We start from the raw sequence: 13,201 nt of genomic DNA on the forward strand, positions 1-13,201 counted from the left end.
ATCCGCACGCCCCGGGGCCGCCCGACGACGGCCCGCGCGGGCGCCCGCGCGGAGACTGGGGAGACTCGCGGGTGTCACAGGCTCGCCACACCTGCACCGGTACTCACAGGCGGCCGACGTGCGGGCTGGTTAGCATGGCCGGGTTGACGGAACCTGAAGACGAGTTGACGGAACCCGAAGACGAACCGGCGGACGAACCGGCGGACGAACCGACAGACGGGCTGAGCAACCACCATGAGTGAACGGGGCGCACTGCGGGCCCGGCTGGATGTGCTGGCCCGGGAGATCGCCAAGTTCGGCGTGGTCGGTGCGGTCGGTCTGGTCGTCAATATCGCGGTATCCAACCTGCTGTGGCGCTACACGGACATCCCGACGGTCCGGGCGGGCCTGATGGCCACGTTCGTCGCCATCCTCTGCAACTACGTCGGCTTCCGCTACTGGACGTACCGGGACCGCGACAAGAGCGGCCGGACCCGGGAGCTGACGCTGTTCCTGCTGTTCAGCGCGGTGGGGGCGGTCATCGAGACCGGGGTGCTGTACGCGGCGACGTACGGGTTCGGCTGGAACAGCCCGGTCCAGAGCAATGTCTTCAAGATCGTCGGGATCGGTGTCGCGACGTTGTTCCGCTTCTGGTCGTACCGGAGCTGGGTGTTCAAGGCGCTGCCTGACAAAGGGGGCGTGCTGAGTGAGGCGGCGGGGGCGGAGGCGGGGGCCGTGCCGGCGCCGGCGCCGGCGGGTCCGGCCTCGGTTGCTCCGGCTGCGGTTGCTCCGGCTGCTTCCGGTTCGGCGCCTGTGCCGTTGCCCGCTGCGCGGGTCGAGGCGGATGCGGCGCGGGGGTAGCGGGCGGATCGGATCGATGGCCCGGGGGCGTCCGGGCGGACGCTTTGTCCTCAATCGCCGGACGGGCTTGATTTGTGCCGGGCCCGGCTTGATCGTGACGGGCCGCGCTGATTGTGACGGGCCAGGCCTAATTGTGACGGGCGGGCTTGATTGTGCCGGGCTTGATCGTGACGGGCCCGGCTTGATCGTGGCGGACGGGCTGGATCGTCACGGGCCGGGCTTGAGCAGGGCCCGGCTCACCTCACCGGGCGTTCCGGTTCTTTTCTGTTCAGGGCCACTCGGCTGAGAAACAGGGCGAAGACCGGGGGCTGCTGCTGGAGCAGTTCCAGACGGCCGCCGTCCGCCTCCGCCAGGTCCCGGGCGACCGCGAGGCCGATGCCCGTGGAGTTGCGGCCGCTGATGGTCCGCTCGAAGATCCGGGCCCCCAGGTCGGCGGGGACTCCGGGGCCCTCGTCCGTCACCTCGATGACCGCCTGGTTGCCGGTGACCCGGGTGCGCAGGGCCACCGTGCCGCCGCCGTGCATCAGCGAGTTCTCGATCAGCGCGGCCAGCACCTGAGCGACCGCGCCCGGCGTGCCGACGGCTCGCAGCCCCTGCTTTCCGGAGCGGACCACCGCACGGCCCTCGCCCCGGTAGGCCGGGCGCCACTCCTCGATCTGCTGCTTGACGACCTCGTCGAGGTCGAAGACGACGGCCGAGCCCGTCCGCGGGTCGCGGGCGTTGGTCAGCAGCCGCTGCACCACGTCCGTGAGCCGCTCGACCTGGGTGAGGGCGATGTTCGCCTCCTCCTTCACCGTCTCCGGGTCGTCGGTGACGGAGATCTCCTCGATCCGCATGGAGAGCGCGGTCAGCGGCGTACGGAGCTGGTGGGAGGCGTCGGCGGCGAGCCGGCGCTCCGCGGTCAGCATCCGGGCGATCCGTTCGGCGGAGGAGTCCAGGACATCGGCGACCCGGTCCAGCTCCGGCACCCCGTACCGCTTGTGGCGCGGGCGCGGGTCGCCGGAGCCCAGGCGTTCCGCGGTCTCGGCGAGGTCGGTGAGCGGCGAGGCCAGCCTGTTGGCCTGGCGTACGGCGAGGAGTACGGCGGAGACGATGGCCAGCAGCGCCACCGCGCCGATGATCATCAGGGTGCGGCCGAGCTCACGGGTGACGGCGGAGCTGGACTCCTCGATGGTGACCGTCTCGCCGTGCACGCCCACCTGGGTGGCGCTGATCACGCTGCCGCTGGGGCGCTCGCCCACTTCGATGGGGGCGCGGCCGGGCATCTTCACCAGGGCGTAGCGCTTGTCGTCGACCTGTTCGGCCAGCACGTCGGGGTTGATCCGCTCGGAGCCCAGGAGCCGGCTCTCGATGACGCTGATCACCCGCAGCGCCTCGGAGTCCACGCTCTCCTGGGCGCTGCTGCTGATGGTGCGGGCCTCGACGATGACGAGGGAGACGCCGAAGACGGCGATCACCACGAGCACCACGGCGAGGGTGGAGTTGATCAGTCGTCGGCGCATGAGTGCTTCTGTACGTCAGCTCTTCTCGAAGCGGAAGCCGACGCCCCGGACGGTGGCGATGTAGCGCGGATTGGCGGCGTCGTCCCCGAGCTTCTTGCGGAGCCAGGAGATGTGCATGTCGAGCGTCTTGGTGGACGACCACCAGGTGGTGTCCCAGACCTCGCGCATCAGCTGGTCGCGGGTGACGACCCGGCCCGCGTCGCGGACCAGGACCCGCAGCAGGTCGAATTCCTTGGCGGTGAGCTGGAGTTCCTCCTCGCCCATCCAGGCCCGGTGCGACTCGACGTCGATCCTGACCCCGTGGGTGGCGGGCTGCGCGACGGGCTCGGTGGCCCCGCGGCGCAGCAGCGCCCGGACCCGGGCCAGGAGTTCGGCCAGCCGGAAGGGCTTGGTGACGTAGTCGTCGGCGCCGGCGTCGAGGCCGACGACCGTGTCGACCTCGTCGGCGCGGGCGGTCAACACCAGGACCGGCACGGTGTGGCCCTCGGCGCGGAGCCTGCGGGCGACTTCGAGGCCGTCCATCCCGGGCAGCCCCAGGTCGAGTACGACCAGGTCGATGCCGCCCTGGAGGCCGGCGTCGAGAGCGGTCGGACCGTCTTCGCGGACCTCGACCTCGTAACCCTCCCGACGCAGGGCGCGGGCCAATGGCTCCGAGATGGATGCGTCGTCCTCGGCGAGCAGTACACGGGTCATGGAGTGATGGTAGTCCGCGGAGCGGACTAGGAGTGAGGTGATCCAAAAGCCCTGCGGGTCTGCGCCCTGCTCACGACCGGACCTTCGAATATGGGAGTGTGATCCCACCCTGGCCTGTGATTCATGTCTCAAGTCCTTTCATATCCGGTTCTGTCGTGTCGTATGGTGTCTCAACGCCTGTTGCACTACTCAAAGACCTTTGGGCAGCTATTAGCGCCCGGGGTCTCTTTTGTGTGCAGGGCTGGTACCCGCCAGTCCGGAGTTCTCAGTGAATGACCTGTGGGCCGGGCCCGGAACGCCAATGAAGGCGCCGGGCGTGGATCCCGACGTGGTGGGCGTACCCGCGTCGGTGCCGGCCTCCCCCCACCGGGCGCGTACCGCCGCACGAGGCGCCGCGTCCCGAGCAAGCAAGGATCGATCATGGCGTCCAGCCTGACGAAGGACCCCTCCAGTCCCCCTGGTGCAGAGAAGACCTTCCTCGGCCACCCCCGCGGCCTGGCCACGCTCTTCATGACCGAGATGTGGGAGCGCTACAGCTTCTACGGCATGAAGGCACTGCTCCCGCTGTACCTGATCGCCCCCGGCGGCATGCACATGAGTGCCACCACGGCGACGGCGATCTACTCCGTCTACATGGCGATGGTCTACCTGCTCGCCATGCCCGGCGGCTGGATGGCCGACCGCTTCTGGGGGCCGCGCAAGACGGTCGCCATCGGTGGCGGTGTCGTCATCCTCGGCCACATCACGCTTGCTGTGCCCAACCCGGCGACGTTCTTCGTGGGTCTGGCCCTCGTCGCGATCGGCTCCGGCCTGCTCAAGGCGAACATCTCCACGATGGTCGGCCACCTCTACGACGGTCCGAAGGACCCGCGCCGTGACGGTGGCTTCACGCTCTTCTACATCGGGATCAACCTCGGCGCCTTCCTCGCCCCGCTGTCCATCGGGACCATCGGCGAGAAGGTCAACTGGCACTTCGGCTTCGCGCTCGCCGCGGTCGGCATGGCGCTGGGCCTCGCCCAGTTCCTGCTCGGCTCGCGCCATCTGAGCCGGGAGAGCGACGTCGTCGCCACTCCGGCGACGGCGCAGGAGAAGAGCTCCGTCCTGCGCAAGGGCCTGGTCTGGCTGATCGTCGCGACGGTCTTCTACGGTCTGCTCGCCGTCACCGGCAACTTCGCCGACTGGGCGCTGCTGCCGATCACCATCGCCGGTCTGGTCATCCCGGTCGCGGTCCTGGTCCGGATGAAGCGCGACAAGGAGCTGACGGAGACCGAGCAGTCCAAGCTCTCGGGCTACATCTGGTTCTTCGTGGTCGCCGCCGTCTTCTGGATGATCTACGACCAGAACGGCTCGACCCTGTCGATCTTCGGTGAGAACTCGACCACGAACAGCCTGTTCGGGTTCCACTTCCCCACGTCCTGGTACCAGTCGCTGAACCCGGTCTTCATCATGGCGGCGGCCCCCGTGGTCGCCTCGGCGTGGCTGTGGCTGAACAAGCGCGGCAAGGAGCCGAGCACCGCCGTCAAGTTCGCCTCCAGCCTCACGCTGATCGGTATCTCGTTCGTCGTCTTCATGATCCCGCTGATCGACACCGCGGCCAACGGCGGCAGGGTCAGCCCGATGTGGCTGGTGGCGATCTACTTCATCCAGACCGTCGCGGAGCTCTGCCTCTCGCCGGTCGGCCTGTCGGTCACCACGAAGATGGCCCCGGCGAAGTACAGCTCCCAGATGATGGGTGTCTGGTTCCTCGCGGTCACCGCGGGCGACTCCCTGACCGGCCTGCTCACGTCCCCGCAGCTCGACGTCAACCTGAACACCTCGGCCGCCGTCGCGGTCGAGGCGGTACTCGCGGTCGTCGCCGGCTTCGGCATCTGGATGTACCGCAGGAAGGTCACGAGGCTCATGGGCGACGCGAACTGACCATGCGGTTCCATGACTGACCTCGCGGTTCCATGCATGCGGAAGGGGCCTTCGCGCCGTTCGGTGCGAAGGCCCCTTGCGTCGTGCCGTGCGGGACTCAGCTCACCGGCCGGACCTCAGCCTGCGCCACGGGGTGAACGTGAACACCGCGCCGCCCAGCAGGATCGCCGTGCCGGCGACCAGGCCGAGCGCGCGCAGGGCGCCGTTGTCCTCGGCGCCGGTGGCCGCGAGCCCGCCGCCGGAGGCCGTGCCGCCGCCCGCCGCCGCTCCGCCGGAGCCCGCGGTGTCACCGCCGGACGCACCGCCTTCCTGGGCGGTGGTGTCGAGTTCAAGTGACGCCTTCACGGCGCCCTTGACCGTGCAGGGGATGTTGATCTTCGAGGTGCCCAGCGTGACGTCGATCGTCAGATTGCCGGGGGTGAGCGTGGACTTGCCGGAGGCGCCCGGCTTGTACGTGCCGGTCATGTCGGTCAGGCTGACCGGCTTGTTTATCTTCAGGGGCTCGGGGTTCGCCGGCCCGGTGGCCTTGACGGAGCCCTTGTCGGAGCCGCCGATGACGATCTGCATGGACGGTTTGAGCGCGCCCGCGGGCAGGTCGGCAGGGCTGTCCATCACACCCTTGGCGGTCTTCACCGTGAGCGCGTAACTCCCGCCGTTCTTCTTGGCGTTGATCGTCACCTTGGTGGCGATGCCGTCCGACGGGCCGGGCGACTGGCAGGTGTAGTTCACGACGACTTCCTTGCCCGGGAAGTCCGTGGCGCCGCCGCTGCCGCCGGAGCCCGCGGTGGAGCCGCCGGCGTCCGTACCACCGGCTGTCGTACCACCGGAGGTCGTGGTGCCGCCCGTGGCCGTGGTGCCGCCCGTGGCCGTGGTGCCGCCCGCGTCCGTACCGCCGTCGGTCGTGCCCCCGGCCGTCGTACCTCCGGTGGTCGTCCCCCCGGCGTCCGTACCGCCGGCCGTGCTTCCGCCGCCGTCCGAGACCTTGATCGTCGCGCCCGGCTTGACCGTCTCCTTCGGGGTGCACTTGGTGTCCGTGGAGATCGGCTTGGAGACGTTGAGGTTGTACGCGTCCGGCGTCAGCGTCAGATCACCCGCCTTCTCCAGCTTCAGCGAGCCCTTCATGTCCGACATGATCATCGGACTCTTCTTGGGGATCGCCGGGTTCTCCCGCGGCCCCTCCATCTTCAGGTCGCCGGTCGCGGCGCCGCCCAGCTTGATGGTGCCGGTCGGCTTGACGGTGTCCTTCTCCAGATCGAGGACATCGGGGTTGTCGGAAGCGCCCTTGACCGTCTTCCACACCACCTCGACGGTGTCCCCGACCTTCGCCTCGGCGGGTGCGGTCAGCTGCACCTGGGTGGTGCCCTCGACGGGCGGCAGTCCGGAGATGGCAGGGGGTTTGCACTCCGTCTTGTACGAGATGTCGGCGGCCTGGGCCGGGCCGGCGGCCAGCAGCATGCCCGCCCCGCCGATCATCATCGCGACTCCCGCCGCGACCGTCCTGCGTTGCGTACTCACGAATGTCCCTTCGTCGTCGGTCTGTGCTCTGACGGTGCGGAATCAGGGGTGAACCACGGCAGCGCGGCCGTGGTGGTGCTCGGGGCCGTCGCGGGCGCGGGGCCCTCGGACGGCGCGGGCGCTCGCCGCAGCCTCGGCAACCGGGCTGTCACATCGGCGAACCGGTCGGGGCCACGGCGCGAGCGGGCCGCCGCGTGCGCGGAGCGCGGGCGCACCTTGTCGACGACCGCCATGCCGATACGGAACACGGCGGCGGGCACGACGAGGCAGAGCAGGATCCAGAAGAGCGTCACGCCCCACGGGCGGCCGACTCCCCACGGCTGTTCGGCCAGCACCTTCGTGCCGTACTTCAGCGAGACCTGGTAGTCGCCGTGGGCGCCCGCCGTCAGCTCGACGGGCAGCTCGATCCGCGCCTTGCGGCCGGGCTCGATGGTGCCGCGCCACTGCCGCTCCTCCCACTGCGGGGCGTAGACGCCGTGTGCGGTGCCGACCTGGAAGACCGGGTCCTTGACCGCGGCGGAGCCCAGATTGCCGACGGTGAGGACGAGACGGCGCGATGCCGGGGCGCCGAACCAGGTGAGGATCCCGCTGTCGCCCTCCAGCCGGGTGGTGGCGAGGACGGCGAGCTTCCCGTCGCCGTCCTGCTCGGGCAGTGCGGCGACAGGGTGTCCGGCGACGACGAACACCGCGTCGGCCACGGCCTGGTCCCCGGTGACCGTGGCGACGTGCACCACGCAGGGGCAGGGCGCGGGCGGCTCCGCGACCGGAAGCTTCTTGGCGAACGCGCCCTTGGAGTCGGTGGTGACGGCGCGGCCGTCCGCGTTGGCGCAGGAGTTGGTGCCGCCGATCACGCCGCGGGCGGGGCTGGACTGCCCGCAGACCAGCATCATCAGCAGGGTGTCCGCCCGCCAGCCGCTGCCCTTGACGGTGATCTCGCCGCCCTTGCCCGCCTGCTTCTCGGAGAGCGTGACCGCCGGTTTCGGGTCCGCCGCGCTGCGGCCGGTGGCGTGGGCGCCGGCCGCGGTCAGCAGCAGGGCGGGCAGTATCGCGGCCAGCAGTGCGGCGAACAGCGGGGCCGCCCGCCCTCGGCCGCCGCTCCGGAGTGCCGCCGGTCCGGTCCGTCCAGTCACGATTCCGCTCCCGCCTTCACCAAGTGCCTCTCGTCGGAATGCCGTTGATGGTCAGGGGACGGGACGGGCCCGTCGTCGTGCCCGCTCCGCCGTGCTCCTCGCCCGCGCCGGTGGGCGTACGTGCCCGCGGCGGCCGCGGCCAGGAGCAGCAGCGCGCCCCCGGTCACCGGCACCCACGGGACGAAGAGCGCCGAGGCGGTGGCCTCGCCGTGCGCGCCGCCCGCCGCCGTGACGCGCAGCCGGACGGTGGCGGAGTCCAGGGCGGGGGTGTCCCGCCACGGTTCGGTGAGCCGTACCCGCTGTCCGGGCAGCAGCTCGACGGGCAAGGTGCGGGCGTCGCGTCGCAGCAGGGCGCCGAACAACCCGTCGGCGCTGACGGCGAGCCGGGGCGCGAGGACCGCGTTGCCCCGGTTGACCAGCGTGTAGTGGATGGTCCGCCCGGACACCGTGACGTCCTCGACCGTGAGCGCGGCCAGTGTCGGCCCGCCGACCCGCAGCTGGACCCGGACGCCCACCGAGCGGCCGCCGCTCTCGGCAACGATCGCGCCCGGGTGGTCACCGGGCAGCGCGTCCTGGGGCACGGTGACGGAGACGGGCACCTCCGCGCGGGTCCGGCCGGGCACGGTCACCTTGGTGGTGGCCGTCCGCAGCCAGGCCCCGGTGCCGGTGGAGCCCTGCGCGCCGCGTACCGCGAAGCCGCCCTTCGCGGTGTTGTACGCGTCGGCGCCGCGCAGCCGTACGGTCACCGGCTCCGGACCCGGGTTGGTGACCGAGAGGCGGTCCTGGAGGACGCTGCCGGGCAGGCCCTCCAGGTAGAAGTACGGTCTGCCGCCGGCCCCGTTCGCCGCGGGCTGCGCCGTCCACGCCGGGGCGGCCGGGTGCTCGGTGGCACCGGCCGGCGCGGTCATGGGGGCGGCCCACCACAGGGCGGCGAGCAGCGGTACGGCAAGGGCGGATCGGGTGGCGTGACCGGTCAACGGCGGCATGGGCGGCTCCCTGGTGCGTGACGGCGGCGGCGGTTCGCGGGGTGTCAGCCCGTGGCCCGCTGCCCGCGCCTGGTCAGCCACAGCGCTCCGGCCGCGCCGGTCAGCAGCACCGTGCCGCCGAGCGTGCCGAGCGCCACCGCCGAGTCGAGCGGGCCGGTCTTCGGCAGCGAGCCGCCGGTGTCCGGTGCGCTGCCGCCCGCGGCCTGGACGTCGAGGGAGAGCGAGGGGCCCGGGTTGTTGGACGGGGTGCAGGTCGTCGTCGTACCGAGTGCCTTGATGGTCAGCACTCCGGCGGTGAAGTCGACCTTCCCGCTCTTCTTCGGGGTGTACGTCCCCGACAGATCACTGATCTTGATGGGGCTGTTGGCGGGGATCGCGGCGGAGTTGGCCGCTCCTGCCACCTGGACCTGGCCCGGGTCGGCGCCGCCCACCTTGATGACCGCGCTGGGGTTCATCGCCCCCTTGCCCAGTTCGACCGGGCTGGAGGAGACGCCCTTCTGGAAGGACATCGTGAGCTTGTAGGCGCTGCCGCTCTTGACGCTCTTGATGTCGATGGGCGACACGGCGGCCTTGTCCCCGATCGGGGTCTTGCACTTGTAGTTGACGTCAACGACCGTCGCGTGAGCGGCGGGCGCGGCCATCAGCACCACCGCCCCCGCCAGTCCGGACGCCAGCGCGAGAGCTGTTCGCTTCTGGTACGACACCTCGAATTCCCCTCATGCCGGGAGTCGCCGTGCGCCGCTTCCGCGCGGCCCAAATAGCTGACGACACATCAGATTGGGCGCTCAAGGTACGCCCGGCGCCTTGTGGAGGGAAGACAAAGAGCGCGCCGATCCGGCGCGCTCTTCGAGGGGCGTGGGGCCCAGGGGGTATGGCCCTTGGGCGGGCGGGGAAACCCGCGTGCGGCTATGCGGGGGCGGCCAGCTCCGCCCAGACGGTCTTGCCGGGTGCGCCCGGCACCCGTACGACTCCCCAGTCAAGGCAGAGCCGCTGCACGATGAACATGCCGTGCCCGCCGGGCCGGCCGGCCCGGTGCGGGGTACGCGGCGCGGGCTGTCCCGCACCGCCGTCGACGACCTCGACCCGCAGCGCCTTCGGCGTGCACGCGATACGGAGCTCGTCGGGGCCCTCCGCGTGCAGGCACGCGTTGGTGACCAGCTCGGAGACGACCAGCAGGACGTCCTCGGCGGCCGCACGGCGGTCGGCGGTCGAGGCGGGGAGCCAGCCCCAGTCGTGGAGCGCCTGACGGGCGAAATCGCGGGCCGTCGGCACGATGCCGCTGACCTGCCGCAGCGACAGCGTGCGCCACTGCCGCCCGGCGGACCCGTCGCAGGAAGCGCCGGCGCCCGCGTCCGCGCGTGTGCCCGCGTCGGTACGTGCACCCACGCCTGCGCCCTCCGGCTCGCGGCCGAGGTCGCCCGGCGGATGCTGCCGGGTGGTGCTCATCAGCGCTTCACCTCACCGATTCACCATGTCGCCATCGAACAGATACAGATACAGATACGGACACCGATACAGGCACCGGACGGATACGGAGCGTGCGGCTCGCCGAGGGCTCGCCGGGGGGTCTCCTGCCCGGCCGAATCGTGACAACACCCACTTCGCCTACGCGGATCGCGTGACGCGCGCAACACATGAGGTCGCGGGGGTGGTGGAACGCACCACGATCAGTCGTCCAGGGCCTCTTCGAGGGAGCCGTGAACGGTGAAAACCGCCTCGGCCCCGGTGATCTCGAATACCCGCGCCACCACTGGCAGCATTCCGGCCAAATGGACCCCTCCCCCGGCCGCCTCCGCCTTGAGGCGGGCACCGAGCAGCACGTTCAGCCCGGTGGAATCACAGAATTCGAGTTGCGAGCAGTCCACCACCAGGCGCACACGCCCTTGCTCGACCGCGCTCTCCAGAGGCTCACGCAGCAGATCGGCCGTGTGGTGATCGAGCTCGCCCACCGGCGTCACAACCTCACTGCGGCCCACGGTCCGGGCCTCGACCTGAAGCCGACCCCGGTTCGCGCTGCCGACCGTCCCGCGGTCCATGCCCGTCCCTCTTCACCGATCGTCACTGTCTGCATCACTGTGCGTGCAGATGTGTTGCACCTGTCGCTGACGTTCTTAAAACAGTACGCGTTCCGTGCGCCACGCGGTAGCCGAAGACCTCAACAAACCGGACATATAGCGGTAATTGGAGCTTGTAACGACCCGCAAGGACCGGGTAAGGGTAGGGGGACACCCAAAACATGGCCGGCTTTGGAGGCGCCGCTTCACCGCAGGAACACGTATGGGCATCGGCAGCCATATGCCGAGAACGATGGAGGAGACCATGTCACCCCGGCTCGACGAACCGCGTACCCACAACGCGACGTCAGCATGTCCTCAGGGACTGACCGAATCAGACTCCCCTGCCGCGGCCGTCCTGGACGGTACGCGCGACAGCACCACCAGCAGTGACCACAGCGACACCGAAGGCACCACCGGCGAGCTCGCGGAGCTTCCCGAGATCCCGCCCTCCTCCGAGATGGGGCCGCTGGACGCCAGGGCGCTCTCCAAGACGCTCTTCGCCCGGCTCGAATCCCTCGAAGAGGGCACCCACGAGTACTCCTACGTACGCAACACGCTCGTCGAGCTGAACATGGCCCTGGTCAAGTTCGCCGCCTCCCGGTTCCGCTCCCGCAGCGAACCGATGGAGGACATCATCCAGGTCGGCACCATCGGCCTGATCAAGGCGATCGACCGGTTCGAGCTCAGCCGCGGCGTCGAGTTCCCGACCTTCGCGATGCCGACCATCGTCGGCGAGATCAAGCGCTTCTTCCGCGACACCAGCTGGTCCGTGCGCGTGCCGCGCCGCCTGCAAGAGCTCCGGCTCGACCTGGCCAAGGCGGGCGACGAGCTCGCCCAGCAGCTGGACCGCGCGCCCACCGTGGGCGAGCTCGCCGACCGCCTGGGCATCAGCAACGAAGAAGTCGTCGAAGGCATGGCCGCGAGCAACGCGTACACCGCGAGCTCGCTGGACGCCAAGCCCGAGGAGGACGAGAACGACGGCGCGCTGGCCGACCGGATCGGCTACGAGGACCACGGACTCGAAGGCATCGAGTACGTCGAGTCCCTGAAGCCGCTGATCGCCTCGCTGCCCGGCCGCGACCGGACCATCCTCTCGCTCCGCTTCGTCGCCAACATGACGCAGTCGGAGATCGGCGAGGAGCTCGGTATCTCGCAGATGCACGTCTCGCGGCTGCTCTCCCGCACCCTGGTCAAGCTCCGCAAGGGCCTGACACTGGAGGAATGAGCGGGCACCTCGCAGCGCGCTCGCGAGGACTGCCGGACAAAGGACCTGCCCCGGAAAAGGGCAGGTCCTTCCGCGTTTGCCGAGGTGAGTCAGCCGCGGCGCCGGGCGCCGGTGCGCTCGCCGCCCCGCCAGACCTCGTGCACCAGCGGTACGCCGGGCCGGTAGGCGAGGTGGACATGGCTGGGTGCGTCGAGGACGACCAGGTCGGCGCGGGCGCCGGGAGCGATGCGCCCGATGTCGGTACGCCGCAGCGCCGCGGCGCCGCCCGCGGTGGCGGACCAGAGGGCCTCGTCGGGGGTCATGCCCATGTCGCGCACGGCGAGTGCGATGCAGAACGGCATGGACGAGGTGAACGAGGAGCCCGGGTTGCAGTCGGTGGAGAGCGCGACGGTGGCGCCCGCGTCGAGGATGCGGCGGGCGTCGGGCCAGGCGGCGCGGGTGGAGAACTCGGCGCCCGGAAGCAGCGTGGCGACGGTGGCGGACTGGGCCAGGGCGTCGATGTCCGCGTCGGTGAGGTGGGTGCAGTGGTCGGCGGACGCCGCGTCGAGTTCCACGGCGAGCTGGACGCCGGGGCCGTGGCCGAGCTGGTTGGCGTGGACGCGGGGGTGCAGGCCCTTGGCGCGGCCGGCGGTGAGGACGGCACGCGCCTGGTCGCCGTCGAAGGCGCCCTTCTCGCAGAAGACGTCGATCCAACGGGCGTACGGGGCGCAGGCGTCGAGCATCGGACCGGTGACCAGGTCGACATAGCCGGCCGGGTCGTCCGCGTAGTCCGGGGAGACGATGTGGGCGCCAAGGAAGGTGACCTCGTCGGTGTGCCGGGCGGCGATGCGCAGGGCGCGGGCCTCGTCCTGGACGGTGAGGCCGTAGCCGGACTTGGTCTCGAAGGTCGTGGTGCCCTGGCGCAGCGCCTCGCCGAGGTAGCGGGCGACGTTGGCGTCGAGCTCCTCGTCGGTGGCGGCGCGGGTGGCGGCGACGGTGGTGCGGATGCCGCCCGCGCTGTAGGCCCGGCCGGACATCCGGGCGTTGAACTCCTGGGTGCGGTCGCCCGCGAAGAGGAGGTGCGAGTGGGAGTCGACGAAGCCCGGGATCACGGCCCGGCCGGCCGCGTCGACGGCGTTGTCAGTGGCGGGTGCTTTGCTGGATTCACCGGTCCAGACGACCCGGTCGCCCTCGATGACGACGGCCGCGTCCTGGATCAGTCCGAGGGGGGAATCGTCACCGAGGGAGGGGTCGTTGGTGACCAGCGCGGCGATGTGGGTGATGGCGGTCGTCGTCATCGGGGGACTGCTCTCCTTGCGTGTCGGCTTCGGCGGGGGCGCGGGGCCGGGCGGCTCCC

The 13,201-nt window shown here is 70.7% G+C and carries 12 protein-coding genes; 3 read left to right on the top strand and 9 right to left on the bottom strand.

Annotated features, from left to right (window positions below):
- Positions 1-234 precede the first annotated feature (234 nt).
- Positions 235-840 carry a GtrA family protein gene (locus tag ACZ6S6_RS13515; protein ID WP_469705701.1) on the top strand — a complete coding sequence of 202 codons (606 nt, stop codon included), beginning with the start codon at positions 235-237 and terminating at the stop codon, positions 838-840.
- Between the two features lie 236 nt (positions 841-1,076).
- Here ACZ6S6_RS13515 and ACZ6S6_RS13520 read toward each other — a convergent pair whose 3' ends face one another.
- Together ACZ6S6_RS13520 and ACZ6S6_RS13525 are read right to left on the bottom strand one after the other, a co-directional pair.
- The gene (locus ACZ6S6_RS13520) at positions 1,077-2,342 is read right to left on the bottom strand and encodes an ATP-binding protein (protein ID WP_362954902.1); all 1,266 of its coding nucleotides are present in this window, start codon (positions 2,340-2,342) and stop codon (positions 1,077-1,079) included.
- A gap of 15 nt (positions 2,343-2,357) precedes the next feature.
- The gene (locus tag ACZ6S6_RS13525) at positions 2,358-3,035 is read right to left on the bottom strand and encodes a response regulator transcription factor (protein ID WP_362954903.1); all 678 of its coding nucleotides are present in this window, start codon (positions 3,033-3,035) and stop codon (positions 2,358-2,360) included.
- A 420-nt stretch (positions 3,036-3,455) separates the two neighbouring features.
- Here ACZ6S6_RS13525 and ACZ6S6_RS13530 point away from each other — a divergent pair, with 420 nt between their 5' ends.
- Positions 3,456-4,952 carry a peptide MFS transporter gene (locus ACZ6S6_RS13530; protein ID WP_469705705.1) on the top strand — a complete coding sequence of 499 codons (1,497 nt, stop codon included), beginning with the start codon at positions 3,456-3,458 and terminating at the stop codon, positions 4,950-4,952.
- Between the two features lie 102 nt (positions 4,953-5,054).
- Here the strand turns inward: ACZ6S6_RS13530 and ACZ6S6_RS13535 are convergent, their stop codons facing one another.
- From ACZ6S6_RS13535 to ACZ6S6_RS13560, 6 genes are all read right to left on the bottom strand, one after another.
- Entirely contained in the window at positions 5,055-6,425 is a 1,371-nt protein-coding gene (locus ACZ6S6_RS13535) for a hypothetical protein (RefSeq protein WP_469705932.1), read from the bottom strand.
- A 38-nt stretch (positions 6,426-6,463) separates the two neighbouring features.
- Positions 6,464-7,597, bottom strand: coding sequence for a hypothetical protein (locus ACZ6S6_RS13540; RefSeq protein WP_469705707.1), 1,134 nt, complete (start codon positions 7,595-7,597; stop codon positions 6,464-6,466).
- Positions 7,594-8,583, bottom strand: coding sequence for a COG1470 family protein (locus ACZ6S6_RS13545; protein ID WP_469705710.1), 990 nt, complete (start codon positions 8,581-8,583; stop codon positions 7,594-7,596). Before ACZ6S6_RS13545 ends, ACZ6S6_RS13540 begins: the two co-directional genes overlap by 4 nt.
- 44 nt (positions 8,584-8,627) lie before the next feature.
- A complete protein-coding gene (locus ACZ6S6_RS13550) occupies positions 8,628-9,287 on the bottom strand; it encodes a peptidase (RefSeq protein WP_362954909.1) in 660 nt (219 codons plus the stop codon).
- A gap of 202 nt (positions 9,288-9,489) precedes the next feature.
- Complete coding sequence (locus tag ACZ6S6_RS13555) at positions 9,490-10,029, bottom strand: ATP-binding protein (RefSeq protein ID WP_362954911.1); 540 nt, start codon at positions 10,027-10,029, stop codon at positions 9,490-9,492.
- Positions 10,030-10,250: 221 nt separating this feature from the next.
- The gene (locus tag ACZ6S6_RS13560; protein ID WP_362954912.1) at positions 10,251-10,619 is read right to left on the bottom strand and encodes an STAS domain-containing protein; all 369 of its coding nucleotides are present in this window, start codon (positions 10,617-10,619) and stop codon (positions 10,251-10,253) included.
- 283 nt (positions 10,620-10,902) lie between these two features.
- Here ACZ6S6_RS13560 and ACZ6S6_RS13565 point away from each other — a divergent pair, with 283 nt between their 5' ends.
- Positions 10,903-11,865 (top strand): RNA polymerase sigma factor SigF, encoded by a 963-nt coding sequence (locus ACZ6S6_RS13565; RefSeq protein WP_362955240.1) that lies wholly within the window; start codon positions 10,903-10,905, stop codon positions 11,863-11,865.
- Between the two features lie 89 nt (positions 11,866-11,954).
- On the opposite strand, the gene hutI is transcribed toward ACZ6S6_RS13565, so the two are convergent.
- Positions 11,955-13,142 carry an imidazolonepropionase gene (hutI, locus tag ACZ6S6_RS13570; protein ID WP_469705714.1) on the bottom strand — a complete coding sequence of 396 codons (1,188 nt, stop codon included), beginning with the start codon at positions 13,140-13,142 and terminating at the stop codon, positions 11,955-11,957.
- Positions 13,143-13,201 lie beyond the last annotated feature (59 nt).

Source organism: Streptomyces sp. NPDC048671 (assembly GCF_055587045.1).